16 protein-coding genes are annotated in these 24,080 nt (G+C 51.0%); 7 read left to right on the top strand and 9 right to left on the bottom strand.

The genetic code is table 11. From position 1 onward, the window contains the following. Positions 1–118: 118 nt before the first annotated feature. Genes ACSF8X_RS22790 through ACSF8X_RS22775 form a run of 4 tightly spaced genes read right to left on the bottom strand, consistent with a single transcriptional unit; the run spans position 119 to position 5,604 of the window. Complete coding sequence (locus tag ACSF8X_RS22790; RefSeq protein ID WP_500851584.1) at positions 119–3,184, bottom strand: efflux RND transporter permease subunit; 3,066 nt, start codon at positions 3,182–3,184, stop codon at positions 119–121. Continuing rightward, positions 3,181–3,444 carry a hypothetical protein gene (locus ACSF8X_RS22785; RefSeq protein WP_047879538.1) on the bottom strand — a complete coding sequence of 88 codons (264 nt, stop codon included), beginning with the start codon at positions 3,442–3,444 and terminating at the stop codon, positions 3,181–3,183. Before ACSF8X_RS22785 ends, ACSF8X_RS22790 begins: the two co-directional genes overlap by 4 nt. A 10-nt stretch (positions 3,445–3,454) precedes the next feature. After that, the gene (locus ACSF8X_RS22780) at positions 3,455–4,534 is read right to left on the bottom strand and encodes an efflux RND transporter periplasmic adaptor subunit (protein WP_500851583.1); all 1,080 of its coding nucleotides are present in this window, start codon (positions 4,532–4,534) and stop codon (positions 3,455–3,457) included. 2 nt (positions 4,535–4,536) lie between these two features. After that, a complete protein-coding gene (locus tag ACSF8X_RS22775; RefSeq protein ID WP_500852152.1) occupies positions 4,537–5,604 on the bottom strand; it encodes an efflux RND transporter periplasmic adaptor subunit in 1,068 nt (355 codons plus the stop codon). Between the two features lie 176 nt (positions 5,605–5,780). Between ACSF8X_RS22775 and ACSF8X_RS22770 the strand changes: the two genes are divergently transcribed. From ACSF8X_RS22770 to ACSF8X_RS22760, 3 genes are all read left to right on the top strand, one after another. Then, positions 5,781–6,521, top strand: a complete 741-nt coding sequence (locus ACSF8X_RS22770; RefSeq protein WP_047879536.1) for a TetR/AcrR family transcriptional regulator — start codon at positions 5,781–5,783, stop codon at positions 6,519–6,521. Between the two features lie 651 nt (positions 6,522–7,172). Beyond that, positions 7,173–9,206: a DUF885 domain-containing protein gene (locus ACSF8X_RS22765; protein ID WP_500851582.1), complete on the top strand. Its 2,034-nt coding sequence runs from the start codon at positions 7,173–7,175 to the stop codon at positions 9,204–9,206. 510 nt (positions 9,207–9,716) lie between these two features. After that, on the top strand, positions 9,717–10,880 hold the full coding sequence (locus tag ACSF8X_RS22760; RefSeq protein WP_500851581.1) for a glutathionylspermidine synthase family protein: 1,164 nt from the start codon (positions 9,717–9,719) through the stop codon (positions 10,878–10,880). A 194-nt stretch (positions 10,881–11,074) separates the two neighbouring features. On the opposite strand, the gene putP is transcribed toward ACSF8X_RS22760, so the two are convergent. The 4 genes from putP to ACSF8X_RS22740 all read right to left on the bottom strand — a co-directional run bounded on the left by putP (position 11,075) and on the right by ACSF8X_RS22740 (position 17,792). After that, on the bottom strand, positions 11,075–12,571 hold the full coding sequence (putP, locus tag ACSF8X_RS22755) for a sodium/proline symporter PutP (RefSeq protein WP_047876939.1): 1,497 nt from the start codon (positions 12,569–12,571) through the stop codon (positions 11,075–11,077). Between the two features lie 120 nt (positions 12,572–12,691). Beyond that, entirely contained in the window at positions 12,692–13,384 is a 693-nt protein-coding gene (locus ACSF8X_RS22750) for an aldehyde dehydrogenase family protein (protein ID WP_500851580.1), read from the bottom strand. Positions 13,385–13,399: 15 nt separating this feature from the next. Further along, positions 13,400–16,546 carry a bifunctional proline dehydrogenase/L-glutamate gamma-semialdehyde dehydrogenase PutA gene (gene putA, locus ACSF8X_RS22745; protein WP_500851579.1) on the bottom strand — a complete coding sequence of 1,049 codons (3,147 nt, stop codon included), beginning with the start codon at positions 16,544–16,546 and terminating at the stop codon, positions 13,400–13,402. Positions 16,547–17,003: 457 nt separating this feature from the next. Then, complete coding sequence (locus ACSF8X_RS22740; RefSeq protein WP_047876936.1) at positions 17,004–17,792, bottom strand: helix-turn-helix domain-containing protein; 789 nt, start codon at positions 17,790–17,792, stop codon at positions 17,004–17,006. A 1,339-nt stretch (positions 17,793–19,131) separates the two neighbouring features. Between ACSF8X_RS22740 and ACSF8X_RS22735 the strand changes: the two genes are divergently transcribed. Further along, a complete protein-coding gene (locus ACSF8X_RS22735; RefSeq protein ID WP_500851578.1) occupies positions 19,132–19,842 on the top strand; it encodes a helix-turn-helix transcriptional regulator in 711 nt (236 codons plus the stop codon). A gap of 93 nt (positions 19,843–19,935) precedes the next feature. Here the strand turns inward: ACSF8X_RS22735 and pdxH are convergent, their stop codons facing one another. Beyond that, positions 19,936–20,574, bottom strand: coding sequence for a pyridoxamine 5'-phosphate oxidase (pdxH, locus tag ACSF8X_RS22730; RefSeq protein WP_500851577.1), 639 nt, complete (start codon positions 20,572–20,574; stop codon positions 19,936–19,938). Positions 20,575–20,882: 308 nt separating this feature from the next. Between pdxH and ACSF8X_RS22725 the strand changes: the two genes are divergently transcribed. The 3 genes from ACSF8X_RS22725 to ACSF8X_RS22715 are packed head-to-tail and all read left to right on the top strand — an operon-like array spanning position 20,883 to position 23,981. Next, on the top strand, positions 20,883–22,709 hold the full coding sequence (locus tag ACSF8X_RS22725) for an ATP-binding protein (protein ID WP_500851576.1): 1,827 nt from the start codon (positions 20,883–20,885) through the stop codon (positions 22,707–22,709). Then, a complete protein-coding gene (locus tag ACSF8X_RS22720) occupies positions 22,706–23,500 on the top strand; it encodes a sigma-54-dependent Fis family transcriptional regulator (RefSeq protein ID WP_500851575.1) in 795 nt (264 codons plus the stop codon). Before ACSF8X_RS22725 ends, ACSF8X_RS22720 begins: the two co-directional genes overlap by 4 nt. After that, positions 23,475–23,981, top strand: a complete 507-nt coding sequence (locus tag ACSF8X_RS22715) for an AAA-type ATPase lid domain-containing protein (RefSeq protein ID WP_500851574.1) — start codon at positions 23,475–23,477, stop codon at positions 23,979–23,981. Before ACSF8X_RS22720 ends, ACSF8X_RS22715 begins: the two co-directional genes overlap by 26 nt. The last annotated feature ends 99 nt before the right edge of the window (positions 23,982–24,080 follow it).

Below are 24,080 nucleotides of genomic sequence, written 5' to 3'. Positions count from 1 at the left end.
TGTTGCATATCAAAGCCTTCCACGGACACATTTCCCAAACAAAAAGCCCCCGCTCAATGAACGGGGGCTTGCTTATCTGGCTAACCGCCTATGCTCTCCAATGGGGACAACGCTCTGACTAAGCGGCCGCCTTGGGAGGATTTACATTGTAAAACAGCGCAAATAGCACAGGCACTACTATCAAGGTCAGCACGGTGGCAAAACCCAAACCGGCCATGATGGTGATCGCCAACGAGTTGAAGAAGGCGTCAAACACCAAGGGGATCATCCCCAGAATCGTTGTCAGCGCAGCCATACTCACCGGACGAACACGGCTGATCGCGCTATCCACGATGGCCTGATACGGAGCCTTGCCCGATTCCAACTCGATGTTAATTTGATCAAGCAAAACAATACCGTTTTTCAAAATCATACCGCTCAAGCTCAGCAGACCAAGCAACGCCGTGAAACTGAACGGGATGTTGGTCGCCATCAGGCCAAAAGAGACACCGATAATCGACAACGGTACCGTTGCCCAAATCACCAATGGCTTTTTCACCGAGTTAAACAGGAAGATGGTGATAATGAACATGAACAAGTAGCCCATCGGCATCGAACTCATCATCCCTTCCTGGGCGTCTTTCGATGATTCATACTCGCCACCCCAGCTGATCGAATAACCTTGTGGCAGAGGTAATGCCTCAACTTTAGGACGAATACGGGCAAACAGGCTTGCTGCCGTCTCATCACCCAAAACATCATGATCGGCCAGTACGGTCAAGGTGCGCTTACGATCCCGACGCTGGATCAGCGGCTCTGACCAAGCCAGATCCACGCTGTCGACAACCTGCTCAAGCGGTACGTATCCCTGTTGAACCGGGCTCCAGATCTTCAGGTTCTGCAATGATTTAAAATCAATGCGTTCGGCTTCCGGCAGACGGGCAATCACCGGCAGCATGTGCGTACCATCTCGTAGCAAACCGATAGTATTACCGCCGTACGCCATTTGCAGGGTATTGGACAGATCCTCTTTCGAGATGCCAAGACGACGAGCCTTAGACTCATTGAACTGGGGCACAAGTTCCTTGGTCCGCTCACGCCAGTCATGACGGACGTTTCTCGCCCCGGGATCCTGAAGCAGCACATCTTCAACCTGCAAGGCCAAATCACGCAATACCTGCGGATCCGGACCGACAATCCGCGCCTCGATCTTCGATGCAGGTGACGGGCCAAACTCCATCAGCTTGAACTGGAAGGTCGGCTTCTCGAAATGAGACGGAAGCTGATCATTGAGCTTGTTCAGCAGGACAAACATATTGTCACGGTCCGACGTTCGCACCTGAAGCTGGGCATAGGCTTCGTAGCTTTTCTCCGGTTGGTAAGTCAGGGCAAAACGCTGCATTCCCTGCCCGACCGATGCGGTCACAAACTCCACGTCCTCCTGCTTGCGAATAAACGCCTCAACCTGATCCGTCTGACGGGCCGTCTCGCGAATATCCGTCCCTTCCGGCATCCACATATCAACGTAGAACATCGGCGTATTCGATGGCGGGAAGAACGACTGCTTGACGTGGCCAAAAGCCACCACCGCCATCACCAGCATCGCAACCATGCTGGCAACCGTCAGCCAACGAAAACGCAGGGCAAACTTGAGCACGCTGCCAAAGACCATGAACAAAACGCCCTTGTACGGATCCGCCTCATCGTCCAGCCCGCTGCCGTCTTCTTCCTTGAGCAGCAAATCCGCGAGGAATGGCGTCAAGGTCAAAGCCGTTATCCAGCTAAGGAACAACGAATAGCACAGAACCCAGAACAAGGATCCCATGAACTCGCCGCTGGCATCGCTCGACAGGCCAATAGGGGCGAATGCGGTAATGGCAATCACGGTAGCCCCTAATAACGGCCACTGGGTCTGCTTGACGATATCTACAGCCGCCTGAAGCTTGGTGCGGCCTTTCTTTATCCCGACCAAGATCCCTTCTACAACCACAATCGCATTATCCACCAGCATCCCGAGAGCAATAATCAAGGCGCCAAGAGAAATGCGGTGCAGCTCGATATTGTTCAGCTTCATCATGATGAAGGTGCCGAACACCGTCAGCAGCAATACCAAGCCGATAATGATCCCGCTGCGCAGGCCCATGGCAAACAGCAGCACGACAATCACGATCACAACGGCTTCGCCAAGGCTGATCACGAAATCTTTAACCGACTTGTCTACTTCCTGTGCTTGGTTATAGAAATAGTTAAGGGAAATACCGGCAGGCTTGATCTCCTCCAGCTGGGCCAGACGCGCATCCAGCTGATGGCCGACCTCTACCACGTTGACTCCGGCGGCAAAGGAAATGCCAAGATTGATCGCCGGCTCACCATTGTAGGTAACCAGATTGCCCGGTTTTTCCTGCACCCCCCGGGTAACCGTTGCAACATCTTTAAGGCGGATAAGGTTACCGGTATCACGACCGTGAATAACCAGATTTTCCAACTCCTCGACACTGCTCATGGTACCGTTCGGGCGGATCAGGAGGCTCTCGCCGTTAACCATGATCTCACCGGATGACAGCACGCTGTTTTGCTGGTTCATCAGACCCGTAATGGTATTCATATCAAGATTCAGGGCGGCCATACGCTCTAGGGAGATCTCAACAAAAATCTGCTCCTGCTGGTTGCCGGTGATGCTGACCTTGCCAACCCCTTCGACCAGCTCCAGTTCGCGGGTCAGGTAATCGGCATAGCGCTTGAGCTCAACGTACGAATAGCCTTTGCCGGTCATCATGATCATGACGCCATAGACATCACCGAAGTCATCGATCACCTGTAGCGAGGCGACTCCTTTGGGCAGCATAGGACGAAGATCGTTGATCTTGCGTCGCATTTCATCCCAAATCTGCGGCAATTCATCCGGCCCGTAGGTCATTTCCATACTGACGGTGATCTGCGACATCCCCGCCGAGGAGGTCGAGGTCACCTTGTCGATATAGGGCAACTGCCTGACAGCCTTCTCCAGCGGATAGGTCAGCTCCTCTTCGACTTCGGTCGATGTGGCTCCCGGATAGGTCGCGATAATCATCGCATCCTTGATGGTGAAAGCCGGATCTTCCAAACGGCCCAGCTCAAAAAACGAACTCACGCCGCCGATGGCGAGAATGATCAGAAACAGCCAGCTGATCACCTTGTTCTTGATGGAATATTCAGCAATATTCACCCTACGGTCTCCGTCACTACTTGTTCTCCGAGATACTTGCCTGCAACCAACGCATCAAGCGCCGGCGCGCAGTCTTCGTTGCGCATAAATTGTTCAACCCGAGTTATTTGTATCTGCTGCATCTTGTTGCCAAGCCATTTCCAAACCAGAAACTGGCTAAGCTCACTCACCGCGAGCCAGAAGGCTATCAGCAGTACTATCCTGATAAGCCCCAGCACAACCTGCCTGATGCGGGTGGTGCTATCCTGTCGCTTATTCACCGCGCAATCCTTACTGATCCGCCACTATGCCGTCTTCGGACAACACGGCGATCCCCATACCTTCGCGCAATTTGCGCAAGCTGGAATTAATCACCTGATCACCCTCGCCAATCCCGCTGTTGACAATAACCCCGCGGTTATTGATCACCTCGATACCGACAGGAACCTTGTGGGCCTTGCCATTTTTGACGGTCCATGCAAAAAATCGCCCTGGGTCACGACCAGCCTGAAGTGCGGTCATTGGCAGTTGGTAGCCCTGCAGAGTGCTCAGCCCCGCGGCGGCCATATCGACATCCAGCACCACACTGGTCCCCGGCAGAATCGCCGGAGTCACCTGCGGCATATCAAACCACATCCGGTATGTCTGGCTTTGCGGCTCCAGCTCGCTGGTATGCTCCAAATAGGTCACGGGATAGCGGTTCTCGCTGTTGCCAAAACGCGCCATCGGCTGGTAATTCCTTGCAACCGCCGCCGGATTGACCATCGCAATCACCGTGTCCGAAACCGGAATATTGATATACACACGATCGTCCTGATACAGGCTCACGACCGCTTCGCCCGGCGACACGGCCTCAAACGACTCTTTGGGAACCGATGAAACAACACCGCTGAACGGGGCTACCAGCCGGGTATACCCCAAGCGAGCCTTGGCCGACTCATAACGGACCTGCGTCAATGACCGGTTCGCCGTCAGCTCGTCGAGCTCGGCGCTGGAGATCATGTTGCGTGAATAGAGCTCACGGCCACGCTCTAGCTGCTTCAGCGCTAGCTCAAATTGCACCTTGGCATCACGTAGCTGCTGCTCGAACTTGTCGGCATCCAGCGAAGCCAGCAACTGGCCCTTGCGCACCTGCTGGCCGGTTTTCACGAGTACCCGGCTGATCTCGCCTTCGACACGAAAGGCCAACGGGGTATTCTCGGCCGGCTCGACCTGCCCGTTGAAGCTACGGAACTGGCTGCTGACAGGCTCGGCAACCTCAATGACCGATACCCCCAGCGGCTTGGCGTCAACAACAGCCTCTTCGCTCTGGCATCCTTGAAGGCCAATCACCGCCATTAGCAAAGACAGCAAAGATAGGGACTTCTTCATCCTCAAATCCCTCCCTCGCGTTCCCAGGCACGTACTTGCTGCCCCGGCAGTAATTCCTTGGCACCGGCAATCACCACCATGGAACCCTGTGGCAAACCTGCAACCACGGCGCCATGCGAATCAAGCGTCAGCTCTAGGGCGTTAACCACATGCGTCGCAGGATCAAACTGCCACACCCGGCCTTTGAGGCCATCTCGCTCAATCCATGCCCCCTCCGGCAGCACCATTGCCCGATGGGCATCAGGTTTGGCGAAATGCACTTGCCCGGTCATCCCAGTCAGGATGTTCAAATCGGAAGGACGCGTAATGCTGACCTTGGCGGTATAGGTATTGGTATCAGGTTCGGGCTGGGTCGACAGCTCCTTAAGGGTGGCGACTATCGGCTTCGCCGCATGGTTATCCATTTCGATCCACACCGGGCTCTCTGCCAGTGATGCCAAATCAGATTGCTCGACAAATGACACCGGCAAGCTGAAGCTCAAATCAAGCTGCTGGGTATTCTGGATATTAAGGACAGGCTGGTTAGCACCCACAAACTGATGTTGATTAACGTGTTTGAGCGAAACCACCCCATCGAACGGGGCCCGCAGCAAAGTATGCTCCAAGTCCGTTTTGGCCTGATCCAGATTAGCCAACGCCGCCTTGTAGGCCGTCTCGCGCTGGTCATACTGATCGGTACTGATCAGCTTCTTGGCATAGAGCTGTTTGGCCCGCACAAACTGGCTGTCTGCCAGCTCGTACTCGGCCAGCTTGGCATCGAACGCCAGACGATAGTCACGCTCGTCAAGCTGGGCCAAGACCTGCCCCTGCCTAACTTGCTCACCGACGCGCACCGTCAAACGAGCGATTTCACCCGGTACCTGAAAAGAGAGCTGGGCACGCTGGGCAGCCTCGGCGCGGGCAGGGAAACTGGTACTCGCCCCTTCCATCGCCACGGGGACCTGATAAAGCTTGACCGGCTTGACGATTTCACGGGCAGGCTCGGAATTGGCCTGGTTGCAACCGGTCAGGATAGACCCGATCAGAATCGCCGCAGCGATCCTGGCAACTGGGCTTAGTGTGGCTGGTATATGTCTCACTAGACGGTGTCTCTCTGTTTTTACTACACAGGCGTGCAGTATATGTTGATCAAATTGAAGTTCAACTATATTTTACAGGTGGACAATAAAATAATTTCGCCACGCAGACAGATGACGATTAAGCTAAGATCTGGTAAAAAGACGTGGGTTATGAAACAGATAGAACGATGACTGAACGTAAGCAAGGGCGGCGCAGTGCGCAGGCCGCCGAAGAAACCAAACTTCAAATAATGAGCGTGGCCGCTGAAATGTTTTGCGAGCTGGGGTACGAGCGGGTATCACTGCGCAATATCAGCGAGCAGGCCGGTGTCTCCCATAGCCTGATCCGCCACCATTTCGGCAGCAAGGAAAATATTTGGCACAGTATCAGCGATTGCCTGCACAGCTATATTCTGCGCTATATGTATGCGTTGATTGACGACATGCCCGCCGGCCTACCATCGAATATTCGGCTGTACCGCTTTAACATTCGAATGTTGGCGCATATGATTATCCACCCCCAGTCGATTCAGCTCATTGCAGATGCGGTTCGTCAGGAAGACGCGCTGTTTGACTACTTTATAGATAACAGTGGCGACATAGAGCGACTGGTACAAACCCTGCTCGACGCCTTCAATGCTGACCACCCGAGCCAACCTATCCAGATCAAAGAAATGAAATGGCAACTAATGATGTTCGGCCATTCTGCGGCTAGCCTGCGGCCATTTGTCCTCGATACATGGGACACATGCGAGACTATCGACAAGGCCCTGCTGCAACACTGGGAAATGTTCAACCGCCAAATGGCCAGCCAATTGGATATTTCTCCGGATTTGATGCAGCATCCTGCTTGCCTAGAAGAATTACTGCTGCCATTGGACTGTGAATGGTGCTGCAGCAACGGTAGCGATTATCCGCAGGACACCTAATCTAAAAAATCCCTAATTAGCACACTCGCCGATCCTATATCGAATAGCATCGGCAAGTTTATGCTGGTAATTAGATGTTTTACTCTAGAGCCTTTCCCTATACTGATATTGCATTCCATCGGGATGTTGGTACCCGCCACGTGCACCTAGCGTCCTTTGGTACAGAAGGTCTCTTTTCGCGCCACTAACCAGTTCATTGGAGAGACCTTTCCTTTCATTTATCCTTATGTTCGCCTGTTCGCCTGTTCGCCTGTTCGCCTGTTCGCCTGTTCGCCTGTTCGCCTGTTCGCCTGTTCGCCTGTTCGCCTGTTCGCCTGTTCGCCTGTTCAGGTGAATAATCTTCACGATCAATGTCAAATTCCATAAAGGAATTGGAAGGCGATCCGCATTTTCTAATTTCCGGCTGCAAAAAAAGCCTCGATACTCGAATGATTAATCGGCAAATTATCCTTCCCCTCATGCTGCAGCACGCAGAAAACCATCACTACCAGCATAAAAGTGCACCGTTGTGAATATTCCCATTTTGGATAAAAAACCAACAACATGAATCATAATCCGGCTCACAAACCTCATGCCACGAATCCCCTAACCTAGACCGAACCCGTTAACTGGGTTGATTAGAGATACGATAAAAATAAAAGGATTTGGACAATGAAAAAGCACACCCTGCACCTTTCACCCACGGCCTTTGCTATCGCGATGACACTGGCTCTTGTCGGCTGTAACGACGAAACCACCATCGTCGAGCAACCCAAAGACACCGAACAGCCAGCCACGCAGCTACGAAGTGTTTTCGACAACTACCAAAGCGCGATCAAAACCCTCGACAATACCTATTTTGGTCAAATCACCGACCAAATGGCCAGCTCCCGCCAGAGCGTTGATCGGATGTACCTCGACAAGCTAGAGCAAATCAACCGCGACGCCCTGTCTGACGAAGACAAGATTTACTACGACACTTTCCGCTTCGACCGCAACATCGCCATTCGCGGGGCATCACTCCCTAACCCTCGCTTCGGCAACTTCGACATTCCTATTACTCACTTCTATAACTATATCGAATGGAATGCCAGCGCAGCGGGTAGCAAGCAAGACTCACCTGATGCCTACCAAAAACATATCCAAGTGATCCGTGAATTTACCGCCTGGGCCAACAACCTACTCTCGCAATATTCCCTTGCCATCACCGACGGAGCCCAGTTGCCACAAGTTCTTACCTCACGCCTAATAGACAGTACCGTTGAAGCCATGCAGGCCAACGGCCAGCCTTATGGCTTGCTAGAACAAGGACTCAACGACATCAAGGCAGCCGGAAATGGCTACAGCGCTGAATTCATTGCTGAATACCAAAAAGCGGTAGAGGATGCCCAGGCCAGCGTCGCTGAGATCATTGCCTTCTTGAAAGGGGATTACTTCACCAGCGCGCGCGGGAGCAACAGTGCCTCCGATACCAATATCGGCTGGGGCGATCTCCCCAACGGTCAGGCCTGGTACCAGTGGCAACTTGACCGCAACAGCACCACCGGCAAATCAGCAATGGAACTCAACCAGCTTGGTGAGGATCTGGTAGCCGATGCCAAAGCTGAAATGATCCGTGTCGCCCAGCTAATCGTCGAAAAACGCGGGGAAACCATCAAGGCCGAGTGGCGCAACCCACAAGGCGTTGTCAGCGAGCGCACTTTCAATCTGGTCAATGCCGACAAGAGCATCAACCTCGACGAGTTCTTCGACTACCTCAACAGCGAACAGTTTTTCTATGGCCGTGACGGCCGTACTATCACAGGAACGCCTTATGCCGAGCTATGCAAAGCCGCATCAGAGCAAACAGCCTGTGAAGCAGCCCTTATCGATTACAATATCTTCAAAACCGATGCCAATGACGTCGTCGCCTCCTACTTCAAGCCGATCAAGACCGATTACACTATTGTTCCCGTTCCGGCCAACCGCGAGAAATACGATGGCGTAGCTTCCTACGGCGGCAACGAGTTCAACCTCAACACCAACCCGAACTACAGCCTTCAGAAGTGGAATGTATCTACCTTGCTGCTTCATGAAGCAGCACCTGGCCACCACTTCCAAAACGCCTATTCAATCGAGTATCCGCCTGCCGATAAGCCTGATTATATCAAGGGCGTTTGGTACACTGCGTATGCCGAGGGTTGGGCGCTATATACCGAGTGGCTAGGTTTGGAAATGGGCATCTACGGCGATTTGAATAGCGAGGGCAAACCAACCTTCGTCAACGCAACCGGTATGTGCAAACCAGACCTCGACTACTCCACCTTCCAAGGTGGCATTTACAGCGATGCCGAGGAGTGTAATGCCCTGCAATATTTCGGTAGCCTCAACGAAGCACAATTGCGCAACATGCGACTGGCTGTCGACACAGGGATCCACGCCAAAGGCTGGAGCATCGAGCAGGCACAGAATTACATGAACCAGAACTCCGCGCTGGGTGATGGCGATATCGAATCTGAAAGCTTCCGCTATGCCGCCTACGTTGGGCAAGCAGTATCCTATAAGTCTGGCTATCTGGTGATCATGGAAATGCTTGAATTGGCCCAGAGCGAGTTGGGCAGCCAGTTTGACTGGGCGAGCTTCCACGACCAACTATTGAAATACGGCGATCAGCCTATGGAAGTGGTTGAGACCAGTATCAAGAACTGGATCAAAACCCAAAAATAATATGAGTTAAAAAAGGAGGTAAGCTACCAAAGTTACAGTAAAAAAGTGGCTGGCCAGGTATGGCAACATAGAACGGTCAACCGCAACTTTTTTATACACCGAGGTGTATCTTGGTAGCTTACCCAAACGATTATTTGTAGTGATGTTAACTTCCGGGACTGGCACTGAAGCCGGAGCATGCCCACGGGGATAACGAGCCCAACTATACCGACTCCCTCCACCAAAAAAGTGACCTACATCAATCCGCTAACGGGTATTCTTTTCGATAAGATACGGTTTGTAACGAAATGCGATCGACCGTAAATATTTATATTATTCTGTACATTGGGACATATATTGTCCGCCTCCTAACGCCGTTGAAGCAATGACATAACGGGCTCTATCCCGGCCCACCCTTGTGCCGCCGAAGTAAAATCCATCACCGTTCCTTCTAAATTTCCCGCCAGCACTATTCTTCGCTACGGCAAAACCGTTACAATCCTCCGCAAGCTATTGATGCAGGAAAGTAAAATGCTGAGGATTGAATGCAAGGAACGTCCACACTGGCGTGAACTGGCCCAAAAATACGGGTTTGGCTTCCATTCCATGTACGACGAACCCTACTGGGATGAAAGAGCCTACTACCAGTTCACCCTCGAACAAATCGAGCGGGATCTGGAAGACCCAACCGAAGAAATCCACCAGATGTGTCTGGATGTCGTCGACACCGTGGTCAAAGATGAATATTGGCTGCGCCGTTTCCAAATCCCTGAACCTATGTGGCAGAGTGTCCTCGATTCTTGGACGAGCCGGGCCCCGTCACTCTATTCTCGCCTAGATTTTTCCTACGATGGCAATAGTCCGGCCAAGCTCTTTGAAAACAATGCAGATACGCCAACCTCTCTCTATGAGACCGGTTTCTGGCAGTGGCTGTGGCTCGAGGATATGGTTGATAGCGGAGCCATTCGCCGCGATGCCGACCAATTCAACCTACTGCAAGAATTACTCATGGCCCGCTTTCATACCTTGGCCAAACAACAGCCGGGACAAATCCTCCATTTTGCCTGCTGCAAAGATACCGAAGAGGATCGCGGTACAGTACAGTACCTCGAAGACTGTGCCAAAGAAGCGGGATTGGATACGGCTTTTGTCTTCATCGAAGATATCGGCCTTAGCAGCCAGCGGGAGTTTACCGACCTCAAGGACCGTTCTATCCGCTGGATGTTCAAGCTCTACCCGTGGGAGTTTATGTTCCGAGAAGAATATGCTGAGCATCTGCCGCATGCCAAAGTCAACTGGCTCGAACCGATGTGGAAATCGGTACTAAGCAACAAAGCCTTGTTGCCGATGCTATGGCAAAAATTCAAAGGCCACCCGAACTTGCTACCAGCCTACTTCCCTGACGATCGCGGCCTTAGCGAACTCAAGGACTATGTCATCAAGCCAATATTCGCCCGAGAAGGCGCCAATATCTCAATTGTCGAAAACGGCCGCCAAACGCTACGAGTCGACGGCCCCTACGGCGACGAAGGGGTGATTTATCAGGCCTACCATCGCCTACCTAAATTCAACGGCTCCTATACCTTGGTCGGAAGCTGGCTGGTTGACGACAAGGCTGGCGGGATCTCAATCCGCGAGGACAGCTCTCGCGTAACCCAAGACGTGGCCCGCTATATCCCCCATATTATCCTCTGATCAAACAGGGCGGCCCCGCCGCCCTGTTTCCTCTGCGATCATATCCATCCCGTTTTCGTTCTTCCCTGTGTCGTTCTTCCCTATGACTTCCCAGTAATAAGGGAAATGACTCATTCAGGGCTCTGGACATAGCAAAAAAAACGGCAGCGTATCCACGCTGCCGTTTCGAACAATGGCTAATCCACAGGGTTCACTTAATCAAATTCGACCAAGTTCTTCTGATAGGCATCAAAGCGACCTTTCACCGAATCGGATGCGCCACCGGTCAACTTGCTCACCGCCACGATGGATACCGTTGCAAACACAAAGCCCGGGACGATTTCATACAGGTCGAAAATACCACCGGTCAGCTGCTTCCAAATCACCACCGTCAATGCACCAATCACAATACCGGCCAATGCGCCGTTACGGTTCATATCACGCCAGAAAAGGCTCAGCAGAAGTGCAGGGCCAAAGGCGGCACCAAACCCAGCCCATGCATATGATACCAGCCCCAAGACAGTGCTATCCGGGTTCATGGCCAACAGCAGAGCAATAGTAGACAGTATGATCACAGCCCAACGGCCAATTTTTACAATCTCGTCAGACGATGCATTCGGGCGGAATACCTGCTTGTAAAAATCCTCCGCCAGAGCCGACGAGGAGACTAACAACTGTGAGTCCGCCGTACTCATAATCGCTGCCAGAATCGCAGCCAGTAGGATACCGGCAATCACCGGATGGAACATTGAGTTAACCAGCAGCATGAAGATACGCTCACTATCTTCAAGAGTGCCGGTTAGGTTGTTGTCGACATACAGAATGCCGACTAGACCAGCCAAAATCGCACCGGCCATCGACAGCGCCGTCCAGCCGACGGCTATACGGCGGGCTGTTGCGATATCCGCATTGCTGCGGGTTGCCTTGAACCGGGCCAAGATATGCGGCTGACCGAAATAACCCAGACCCCATGCCAGCAGCGAGATAATCGCAATGGCAGACAACGGTTCGCCCGACACACCACGGAACATAGTCAGCAGTTCAGGGTTCTTGGCTTCGAGCGCCACCATCAAATCCGACGGGCTGCCATTCATCGCGGCAATCGGCACGATCATCAAAGCTGCCGACATCAACAGGCCCTGTACCAAATCCGTCCACGAGACGGCCAAGAAGCCACCGAACAAGGTGTAGACCACGACACACAAAGTACCGATAACCACAGCCACGGCATAATCGAGCCCAAATACCGTCTCGAACAACTTACCGCCGGCAACCAAGCCCGAACTGGTATAGAAAAGGAAGAACAGCAAAATGAAGAAAGCAGAAATGGTTTGCAGCAGCTTTGACTTGTCTTCGAAACGGCGAGACAAGAATTCGGGGATAGTCAGCGCATTATCAGTCGTAATACTGTAAGTGCGCAGGCGCTTGGCACAGATCAGCCAGTTAAGCCAAGTACCCAGCAACAGGCCTCCGGCCAACCAGAATGATTCAAAACCGGCCGCATAGGCATAACCCGGCAGGCCGAGCAGCAACCAGCCGCTCATGTCCGAGGCTCCAGCAGAAAGCGCGGCAGGCCACGGTCCAAGCGAACGACCGCCCAGGAAATAATCGGTCGAGTTCAGGGTACGCTTATAGGCCATATAGCCGATAGCCTGCATGGCTATCAGATAGACAATAAACGTAGCCGTTACAGCAAAGCTACTTTCAATCATTGCGAGTTCCTTCGTTACCAGCCCCTGTCCATTGCAGGGGCATTTTTAGGTTTATCGTGCAATTTGCACACTGTTGTCACCAGAAGCCAAACCACTGCCAAATCCTGATGACAACCCAGATTAATATTCCCCACCGCTCCCCAATTCCAACAGCGAGGCATTGCCGCCAACCGCCGTGATATTGATCGTTCGTGTCCGTTCGGTCACAAAACGCAGTGAATATGTCCTGCTGCCAATCACCGGCAACTGCTCACAGTCAGTTTCGCTGACCAACAAAGCCAGTTGCCCATCACGGGCCGCCAACTGACAAGCCAACTGCTGAACAGAAGCTGGCTTGCCTGCATAAGCCACACCGGCAACAGCCGGATGGCAGATCAGCCCGGAAAGCTGATCAGGGCTGATGGCAGTGACAACACCGCCGGCACAACCACTTTGTTCCAGCAGTGCCACCACGTCTTCCGCCACCACCGAATAACCAGCAGGCAGACAGACAAAAACCGTATTTCCCGTCACCAAAGCCGCGGCTAACTGACCATACAAGGCAACCTCGGGGGCTTGGGCGTCAACAGTAATGACAAGAATCCCGCGCCCGGCACAGTAGCGTTCATTGCTCTCCCCGGTAGGGCCGGGCAGCACATCGACCACTGCCGCATGCTCCGCAGCCTGCTGGCACTGGTATCGCACCATCGCCCGGCAGGCAGACGGTAATCGTTCGCTCCAGCGTTGCAGAATCGCCTCACGAGTTGGGTATCCCAAATTGTTCCAGCCTTCCCAAACCGACACACTACGACTGATCCATTCATTCATTTTCATGCTATCTCCTTGGCTTCATGCCGGTTTGCAGGCTTCAACAGTCTCGAGGACAAAACGGTACAAGTAATTGGGTCCCCCCGCTTTGGGGCCCGTGCCCGAAAGCCCCTGGCCACCAAAAGGCTGAACCCCAACCACCGCCCCGACCTGATCACGGTTGATATAGCAATTACCCACCCGAGCCCGTCGTTCTATGTGACGGTAGGTCCGCTCATTGCGGCTATGCACCCCTAAGGTCAGCCCAAAGCCGGTATTGTTGATCTGGTCGATGACCCCATCGAGATCGCTCGCTTTGAAGCGAACAATATGAAGGATCGGCCCAAAATTTTCGTTTTTGAGAACCTCGATCGACGGGATCTCAAACGCCGTCGGCGGTACGAAATCACCGTACTGGCAATCGCCTCCCATTTTCGCCTCCGCGACCACCTTGGCCTGCTTCTTGAGCGATTGGATATGGCTGAGCAGCTTGTCCTTGGCAGCCGCGTCGATGACCGGCCCGACATCGGTCTGATGCCGCTCAGGCCGACCGACAACTAACTCAGCCATCGCGCCTTTGATAAGGCCAATCACCCTATCTGCAATATCCTGCTGGACATACAGCACCCGTAATGCCGAACAACGCTGGCCTGCAGAGGCAAACGCCGAGCGAATGACATCCCGTACTACTTGCTCAGGCAATGCCGTGCTGTCGACAATCATCGCGTTCTGGCCACCGGTTTCGGCAATAAAGGGAACCGGTGGGCAACCACGGCTGGCCAGCGTCCGATTAATCCGCTGTGCCGTCTGCGTCGACCCGGTAAATGCCACACCCGCAATACGCACATCCGAAGCGATCACCGCACCGACCTCGCTACCGCTCCCCGGCAACAACTGGATCGCGCCATCAGGAACACCGGCTTCAAGCATCAGCTCGACTGCTCGAAAAGCAATCAGAGAAGTCTGCTCGGCCGGTTTGGCCACCACGGTATTCCCCGCGACCAGTGCAGCACTCACCTGACCAAGGAAAATCGCCAACGGGAAGTTCCACGGGCTAATGCAGGCAAACACCCCACGGCCGCGATACCCCAGCAAACGGCGTGAGCCGTCAAAGCCATTTACCGCCTTTCGTTCCTCAAACTCTGCACAGGCCTGATTTGCGTAATAGCGACAGAAATCCACCGCCTCACGGATCTCGTCGATAGCATCGTGGATGGTCTTGCCAGCTTCCCGGTGGCAGAGCGCAACCAGCTCACCACGATGAGCTTCCAGTAAATCGGCCAGGCGAAGCAAACAACCCGCTCGTTCGCTGGCCGATAATGCCGACCATGCAGGATATGCCTGCTCGGCAACTGAAATAGCCTGCTCAACCAGATCCGCATCAGCCCATGCCACCTCACCGACCGCTTCACGGCGATCATAAGGTGCGGTTACAGGCTGGACGGCTAATGGTTCAGCGATCCGCTTGCCAGCGACGATTGGCCCTGCCAGCCAGCGATGCTTGGCAAACACAGCTACGGATGCTTGAAACGGTTCCCACTGCGATTCAATATCAATGTTGACCCCTGCTGAATTAGGCCGCTCCGGACCAAATATCTGGGGGGGCAACGGGATCAGGCCATTGTGTAATGTCTTGCGGGAGAGCAAGGTATCGACCGGATGCTGGATCAGACTTTCAACCGGACAGCTCGCATCCACCAAGCGGTGGACAAAGGAGCTGTTGGCCCCGTTCTCCAACAAGCGTCGTACTAAATAAGGCAATAAATCCTTATGGCTACCTACCGGCGCATAGATCCGAACCGCAATACCATGCGTTGCCATTACATGGTTATAAAGTGCATCCCCCATCCCGTGAAGACGCTGGAACTCAAAGTCCCGATGATCACTCGCCATCGCAGCAATGGCAGATACGGTATGGGCGTTATGGCTGGCAAATTGAGGGTAAATCAGCCCATCTAGGTGCGGAACCAACAAGAAACGGGCGCATGCGAGATACGATGCATCCGTTCCCTCCTTGCGGGTAAATACCGGGTAACCAGCATAGCCATTTTGCTGTGATAACTTGAGCTCGCTATCCCAATACGCCCCCTTCACCAATCGCAGCGGGATCACATCCCCCTGTTGTTTGGCTAGCGCAGCCAGCCATACCAATACCGGCAGAGCCCGTTTTGAGTAGGCCTGTACCACTAAACCTAATCGTCCCCATCCTTTAACCGTTTCACTGCGATACAGCTTTTCAAACAGTTTCAGCGACAGCTCAAGCCTGTCAGCCTCTTCGGCATCAATCGTGATCCCGACATCCAGCTCGCGGGCCCGTTGAAGCAGACCCAACACCGAACGGTATAGCTCATCGAGTACCCGGCTTTCGTTAGCGACGTCGTAGCGGGGATGCAACGCCGAGAGCTTGATCGATACCGTCGGTTCCGGTGAACAAGGATCGTTACAAGTACCGGCCTTATCCCGATCACGGCCAACAGCTTCGATGGCCATAACATAATCGTCAAAATACGTTTCGGCATCCAAGGCGGTCAGCGCAGCCTCACCCAACATATCGAAAGAATAGGTGAACCCTTGCTCGCGCTTTGGCCGGGCGTTCTTCAGCGCTTCACCAATAGTCCTGCCTAGAACAAACTGGTGGCCCATGATTTTCATCGCCTGGTGCATCGCCTGCCGGATCACCGGCTCAGACATCTTATTCACCAATCGGTTGATCACATGCCCCGGCGTCCCATCCTCACGGGCGTCAAGCGCAACAACCTTACCGGTTAGCATCAAACCCCAAGTAGAGGCATTGACGAACAGGGAATCGGAATGTTTAAGATGCGATTTCCAGTCCGCAACACTCAACTTATCGCGGATAAGGGCATCCGCCGTGGCGGCATCAGGAATTCGCATCAACGCCTCGGCAAGGCACATCAGCAAAATCCCCTCTTTGGTGTCCAAACTGTATTCAAGCAGCAATGCATCAATCATCTGGATTGCATTGTGATCGGCCCGTACCCGCTCAATCAGGCTACGAGCTTGCGTTTCCGTATTAGCTCGTTCTCGCCCTGTCGGCATGGCCATCGGAACGAGTTGTTCAAGCCACTGCGATTCATCCGCACAATAAAGGGGGGAGATTAACGACCATAGCTCGCACAACGGACGATCAATAAAATCAGGCTGGAGTACATCTGCCGCATTGAACATAGTGAGTCCCTCAATAATGATCCTGAGTCCGGTTCATGGATCGACTGTTCAAGTCTATAAAATCGGAATACTTGTTACACCAATGTTACCATTAGCAAGATCATATTTTCCGTCACTATGTCAGTCTTGCTATATTCTCCGATAATTTTTAGAAAAAGTCCGTAAATTAACAAAATTTGATGTGTATTTTTTCAAAAAAAACCGCCGCAAGATAAAAAGTTACTCGTAACGAGCAAACAAGCAGCAACTACAGGACGCATGATCAAGGCATGATCCGAACAACGATCACAATAAGCAGAGCATATCTCGCATCCAAAACAGCTCAGAACAGCGCAGAGGAAAACCAGAAGAGCAAAATGAGAGATCAAAAAAGCCGCCTGAGAACAGGCGGCTTTTACGAAACAACAACATTTATTCCAGCGAGGAGAAATGACATGAATGAAGCAATAGATGTATCTCAATGCCCATTATATTTGCGATAGCGGGCAGGAGGATGGCCGAACAGGCGAGTAAATGCCTGAGTAAAACTGCTCTGGCTGGCAAACCCTGTACTTTGAGCCACTTGAACCACACTCAATTGGCCCTCTTCGATGAGATCACGAGCCAGTTCCAAGCGCTTCTTCAGCACATACTGGTGAGGCGTAACACCGGTCTGAGCCTTAAACAGCAAATGAAATTGGCTTTCACCGAGGAAAACCAGCCCAGCCAGCTGCGCCACAGATATTTTCCGGTTCAGATGCTGAACAATGTACTGGTCGATGATATCCATATTCAACCGATAGGTTTGCCTGTCATGAAGCAGAGGTTTGAAATGGCGATGCAAGACGCACATTAAAGTGTCAGTGCATGCCTTGCTCAGTAGCAAGTCATCGGGAAATGCGGCCATCTCGGCCGTTAAAGCCTGGATCAGCGATTGTGCCTGGCGGTCGAGGTTGAAATACCCCGATTGATCAAACAACCGTTGCATGTTGTCGCTCGAATAGCTGGTCTGAATCTGATCCATAGGCACATTCAGGACCAAAATCTCGTTCTGCCCGATCCCCGAAAAGGCATGTTCGGCATCTGCTGTCACCAGGCACCCCTGCCCAGGACTGACCAAATTTCCCGATCCTTCGATATCGAATTCCGTTTGCCCCGACAGCCCGATCACAATCTGGTTGTAGCCATGGTTATGGTGGTCCATGTACTCGGGCAGTTTTACGATTTCTGAAGGCTTAAACGAATGCAAGTTCGGCTTGTCGCTCATGCTTACTCAATACAGGCACAATGGATGAATGGACGCAGGATACCACATCTGCTACTACATCTATATCAACGGAACAATGATCAAGATGCAATTTATTACGGGGAGTGTCATTTCAAATAGAAAATGCTGACAGATCATCCAAGATGATATTTCTGTTTGATACAGAAAAAATGCTGGCACACATCAAATTAAAAAATTAATGTTTATAATCAATGAATTGAGTGGTTAACATCGTTGCCTTTAGGAAATCCGATGACATACAAGCATCCAGAAAAACCGGCAATTAAAAGGATCTCTTGATCATGCTTCTGGATCTTATCATGCATGACTCCCATTCAATCCTTTTGCCTTGATCATCATTCCTGAACACAGCTTGGCCTGTGAGGCTAATTCAGCTCAACACACTCGCAGCTGCCTCAAATATCCTCAAGAAATGCCATCCGTTCGCAATTTGCTTGAATGGAATGCGCCTAGCGACTCTGAATTCAGTACTTAAGGTAATGTGGGGGGGCATTCTATAAAATAGGAGGCAATAACTCATAACCATAAAAGAGATTTTAAGTAACGTGCATACCCATAACGTTAAATACCATCAAATAACGGGACATTATTATCTCAAATATCTACAAACTCTTATTTGCTTTCAGTAATAACCATTGGCCAATAGCTATTTTCATCGCTAGCGATAACTATCATCCACATTATTTATGAATAAAATAAAGCTTATCATTGATAGCACAGCAGATGTATGCATAGCTAGACAGCGCACTCAATGATAAGCAAGTGCACAAACCGTGATCAAGATCGTCTTTGGATGTTTTTACGAAAATAAACAATAAGCGAGTAGCGGTGAATATTCTAGCAACAAATCACAAGGTTTATAGCAATTCATTCTATTAAAACTGCATGGCTAGTAGATAATCGATAATTACCCACCCTAAACAGATGGCAATACAAATATAAAGATAAATGTCAATAGGTGAAATCCCCCCTTAAAAAGCCAAGGTGGCTAAGTTACATTCTATTTCGCAGGCAGCAGACGGCAATCAACGTTTATTGCTTGCAGTATCCTATTTTGGATACATGCCAATAGAGCTTACTTCGATATACACCCTCATACCGAAGACAAATGAGCTCGATTGGATACCTCTTCTACACGTCGTACAGGATTGTGCTCTTCGGAGTCAAACTCTTGTCTTTGCCGGTCTTATTGACCGGCTTTTTTTGCTTTTTTTTAGTTTTGCCTAAAAATCCGTCATATATATATTGTATCGCCGGATAAATTCATTAAACTTTTATCTATTAAATTACCGCGTAACATTTTGCTTAGGCAACATTAGTGAAAGAAAAAGTCGACCAATCATTATTGCAAATATTTAATCAACTTCCTGGCTGCTGGGGATGCAAAGATATAAATTCCGTCTTTGTATATGCAAATGCTGAATATGGGCAGATTATAGGTGTCGACCATCATCAAGATTGTATTGGCCGAACCGACTTCGATATGCCCAGCCCAACCGTTGAATGTGCAGAATCATTTCGCGAACAAGACCAACAAGTCATTCTGTCGGGTAAAAGACTCCGGATATTGGACATTCACCCATACTCTGACGGAAGCTGGCGAGCACATCTGTTTACCAAGACACCGTGGAAAAATACAGAGGACGAAATCGTTGGCACTATTTTTTCGGGAGTAGAGCTAAAAGATACGGCGATACTAGAAGTCGGCCACTGGATTTGCCGCGCGGCAGGTATCAGCCCCAAACAACAGCTTTCTTTTGATCTTGAACCTAACAACACCCCCGTAAACCTAAATACCCGTGAATCGGAAGTTCTTTTTCTATTGCTCTATGGCAAAAAGCCACAATATATAGGAAAGGTACTTGGCGTCTCGGTAAAAACAGTAGAAAGCTATGTGGCCCGACTCCGAGAAAAATTCAATGCCAATTCAAAAAATGAATTGATCGACCTCGCGCTTGATCTCGGCTTTGGCTCACACATCCCCGAAAGTATGCTCAAACATCAGCTTTCGATCATCCTTAAAGAATAACGCCTATCTCAATTCTATTAGGAAATTTGACTCGCCCCCCTCGACCATCTCCTGATAAAGAAAAAGAGCAGATACCTGCTCTTTTCAGTGGCTCTAAGGAGCAAGACGCTCGATTTCCCAGCGCCCATCATCGGCACGGCAATAGATAAACCGGTCATGTAATCGATTTACGCCACCTTGCCAAAATTCCACAGAATCAATTTTCACACGATAGCCCCCCCAAAATGTCGGTACAGGCACTTCACCATTAGCAAATTTTTGTTTGATTTCCAAAAATTTACTCTCCAATGCCTGACGGGCACTTAACCGACTGCTTTGACGGCTGGCCCAAGCTGCAATTTGGCTTTCTTTCGGACGGGAACTGAAATACTTGATCACCTCAAGCTTACTCAGTTGCTCGACGGTTCCCGTAATATGAACCTGCCGCTCAAGAGAATGCCAAGGAAAATGGAGGCTTATTTTGGGATTTCCCGCCAGCTGGCTCGCCTTGCGACTACCAAGATTGGTATAAAAAACAAACCCATTTTTATCAAAATGCTTTAGCAAAACGATTCGTTGGTAAGGCTGACCGTTCTCATCAACCGTTGCCACGGTCATCGCAGTCGGATCAATCAGCTTGGCATCAATAGCTTGGTTAAGCCATTTTTCGAATAGCTGCTCTGGCCATTGAGGCAAATCGTTACGCCGCAACCCGCCTTGTGTGTAATCACGACGAATATCAGACAATTCCATTGTTATCTCCGCAAATTATCAGTTGCCTTTGGGCATATACCCAAGCGAGCCTAGATGCTCATTTCAACGCAAAATTAACTCCTATTCATACGCTCAACCATCAAGATGGCAACCATATGCCCCCCTACTCAGCCGCACAAAAGTGCCACCCTGTCTTCAGGTCACTAGGGAATAGAACGCTAGGGAAAATACGATACACAAAAAGTGTGGCTCTTGTCTCGAATTACAACAAGTCAAAACAATATCTGCAACCTATCTCGACGCAACAAAACTGTACGTTTGCTACATTGCCCCCAAAAGGCTTTGCGATGTACCAACGAAAAATTTATCTAATCATCATTGTCATACTCGGCGTTCTCGGAGCCGGAGTCACGGCCCTGCTTACCTACCAGCAAGTCGAGCTGCATTTGCGAAACAAACTGGCGGCCAACGTCGGCATGCTAAGCACCAAAGTGGATGCCCAGCTGGATCGATTCAGTCAATTGCCAACAATATTGGCAGACGATCCACGTCTGCTTCCCCTATTGCGCTCAGCTCTCAACGGAAAGCCGTTACCTGAACAGTCTTTTCAATCAATAAACCAACAACTCAAAAGCTGGGCTGGCCACCTCAAGGCCGAGGCTATCTACCTCCAGGCACTTGACGGGCTTACATTGGCCTCTAGCAATTGGCTACTGGATGATTCATTTGTAGGACAAAACTTCCACTACCGGCCATACTTCCAACAAGCAAAGTCAGGAGAAAAAGGGCATTACTTCGCGTTAGGGGCACACTCACACAAACGGGGCTATTATTTTTCAGCACCGGTAAAAGATGGCCATCACACGATCGGGGTACTAACCGTAAAAGTTGATCTGTCGATAATTGAAGATGTTTGGCATTTTGACGGGTTGGAATATGTCCTTAGTGACAATCACGGCGTCATTTTTTATAGCTCGGAAACGAACTGGCTTTACCATTCTTTGATCAAGCTCCCCGAGAATATCCGCGACAGCATCATACAATCTCGCCAGTATGGCCAAGCTGAACTCACCCCCCTTACGCAATATCCAACATTGGCATCAATCACCGATCACCCCATACACAACCTGCCTTTGCCGCAACCCAAAGGGAGTAAAATATTCTTGTTGTCTCACCATCAGATGGCAAAAAACGGATGGCATCTTTATGGTTTGGTTCCCCAATCTGCCATCATCCCATATCTGCTTCAGGCCGTGATGATGTTCGCCGCTGTTTATAGCCTACTCTGCGTCGCTATTCATTCGTGGTGGCAAACTTATCGCGCACGCCAAGCCTTGAGCAGACTCAACCGTGGGCTAGAAAAAAAAATAGCCAAACGTACCGACAAGCTCCTGACCACTAACCGTGAACTCAAGCACCTCCTTGAGCAGTACGAACGTAGCCAAGAAGAACTAAAACAGACCCAAACCGAACTCATCCAGGCAGCCAAACTCGCGACGCTCGGAGAACTCTCGGCCAGTATCAACCATGAGATCAACCAACCTCTCACGGCGATCCGTACGTACGCAGAAAATAGCCAAAAGCTACTGACCAAACAGCGCTACGAAACTGTCGGGATCAACCTCAGAGAAATAACGCAACTATCAGTACACACCGCCGGCATTATTGCCCGGTTAAAAGTTTTTTCCCGTAAAAGTGTCTTATCCCCTCAGACTGCATGTACGGATGTTACAGCCGCCATACTTTCTGCTGTCTCGCTTCTCAACACCAACATCGTCAATCAAGGTGTCACTCTAAAGATTGAACCACTTCAGCAGCCGACTCTCATCGCAATCGACAGAATCCAGTTCGAGCAAGTCCTCATCAACCTGCTAACCAATAGCCTTCATGCCGTAAGAAGCTCTCGCCACCCACAAATCGGCATTCGCGGATGGCGAGTTGAAAACCAATTTGCCTGCCAAGTCTGGGATAACGGCGCAGGCTTAGAACAAGAACAATTAGCTCAAATATTCGAGCCGTTCTATACCACCAAGACAGACGGCCTCGGCCTCGGTCTCGCTATTTCCCGCAGGCTTGTCCATGCCCACCACGGCCAATTGACCGCAGAAAACCGACCGCAAGGCGGTGCAGCCTTCACCTTATTATTTCCAATCCAACCTACGGGGTCACAATGACATTTCCGATCATTTTTATTGACGACGACAAATCGATCCGGCTTTCTCTGGGCCAGACTCTCGAACTCGAAAACTACAACGTCCAGACCTTCGACAACGCACGGGCAGCGTTGGGCGAGCTATCGAGCCAATACCCCGGGGTCGTAATCAGCGATATCAACATGCCGGGGATGGATGGCATCAGCTTTTTGGAGCACGCACTGCGTATCGACGACGAGCTGGTCGTCATTATGCTCACCGGCCACGGCGATATTACAACCGCTGTCGATGCCATGCGCCTTGGAGCCTATGATTTCATAGAGAAACCCTTTTCAACCGAGCAACTGTTGGATGTGATAAAACGAGCAGGAGAGAAACGGGAACTTTTGTTGGAAAACAGAGAACTGCGAAAAGAACTGGAAGTACACAGCGGACCGGGCCCCAAAATCATGGGAAACAGCCCAGCTATCCGCCATATCCGACGCGTGCTAGGCCACCTCGCCCTGTCGGATCAAGCCATCATTCTGCATGGTGACAGCGGCACAGGCAAGACCTTGATGGCACGCTTTCTTCACGACCACAGCCCTCGCCATAGTGGAAGTTTCGTCACTATCGATGCCAACAGAAGTGAGCACCACTCACAGCTTCCACACTATATCTCGCCCCAAACCAGCGGTATTGACTTGCCCTCCACCCTCTTCATTCGCCATGCAGAGCAACTCCCCGAACAGGCGATAATAGACCTAAAAAACTTGCTCGCTACGCCACAGCCCCCCCAAGTTGATATTGGCGACGACGCTTCCCATTCGTAATGCCAACAACCAAGACCACTTTCTTGCCAAGCTGGCTTTTAAGTTCGGCATTGTTGACCTTGCCATTCCCCCGCTGTCCGCCAGACACGAAGATATTATGCCGCTGTTTCATCACTTCCTCCGCGCTGATTGTAGCCGGTTCGGATTGGACGCCGCACCGATCCCCGCAGATCTGGAACAGCAGTTACTTGATTACCCATGGCATGACAATGTCCGAGAGCTACGATTGTTTGCCGAACGGTATGCACTAATGGGACACAAAGCATCATTGTCTCTTCCTCATAAATTCCCAGCCAATGATCCGCAAAGCCTACCCACCTTAAGTGAACGCGTTGCCCACTTTGAAAACCAATTACTTCATGATGCCTTGCGACGCCACCAAGGCTGTTTGAAAGACGTCCAACATGAATTAGGACTCGCGAGAAAAACTCTTTACGACAAAATGCGCAAATACAATATTGATAAAGGCGAATATAAGTAATGACAATATGTGCAATACACGAGCATGCCCATCAACACAAGACAAGAGATTCTAGTCTCGTCCAATATCGTCATACGCCTCATTAATTAGTATGAAAGA

This window comes from Photobacterium panuliri (assembly GCF_059920555.1).
Note: the sequence above shows the minus strand (reverse complement) of the source record. Positions and strands in the feature narration are given on the sequence as shown.

Excerpts from the sequence above, each read along its gene's own strand:
- ACSF8X_RS22780 (WP_500851583.1), bottom strand. The coding sequence starts at position 4,534 with ATGAAGAAGTCCCTATCTTTGCTGTCTTTGCTAATGGCGGTGATTGGC.
- ACSF8X_RS22770 (WP_047879536.1), top strand. The coding sequence starts at position 5,781 with ATGACTGAACGTAAGCAAGGGCGGCGCAGTGCGCAGGCCGCCGAAGAA.
- ACSF8X_RS22765 (WP_500851582.1), top strand. The coding sequence starts at position 7,173 with ATGAAAAAGCACACCCTGCACCTTTCACCCACGGCCTTTGCTATCGCG.
- ACSF8X_RS22760 (WP_500851581.1), top strand. The coding sequence starts at position 9,717 with ATGCTGAGGATTGAATGCAAGGAACGTCCACACTGGCGTGAACTGGCC.
- putP (WP_047876939.1), bottom strand. The coding sequence starts at position 12,571 with ATGATTGAAAGTAGCTTTGCTGTAACGGCTACGTTTATTGTCTATCTG.
- ACSF8X_RS22750 (WP_500851580.1), bottom strand. The coding sequence starts at position 13,384 with ATGAAAATGAATGAATGGATCAGTCGTAGTGTGTCGGTTTGGGAAGGC.
- putA (WP_500851579.1), bottom strand. The coding sequence starts at position 16,546 with ATGTTCAATGCGGCAGATGTACTCCAGCCTGATTTTATTGATCGTCCG.
- ACSF8X_RS22740 (WP_047876936.1), bottom strand. The coding sequence starts at position 17,792 with ATGAGCGACAAGCCGAACTTGCATTCGTTTAAGCCTTCAGAAATCGTA.
- pdxH (WP_500851577.1), bottom strand. The coding sequence starts at position 20,574 with ATGGAATTGTCTGATATTCGTCGTGATTACACACAAGGCGGGTTGCGG.
- ACSF8X_RS22725 (WP_500851576.1), top strand. The coding sequence starts at position 20,883 with ATGTACCAACGAAAAATTTATCTAATCATCATTGTCATACTCGGCGTT.
- ACSF8X_RS22720 (WP_500851575.1), top strand. The coding sequence starts at position 22,706 with ATGACATTTCCGATCATTTTTATTGACGACGACAAATCGATCCGGCTT.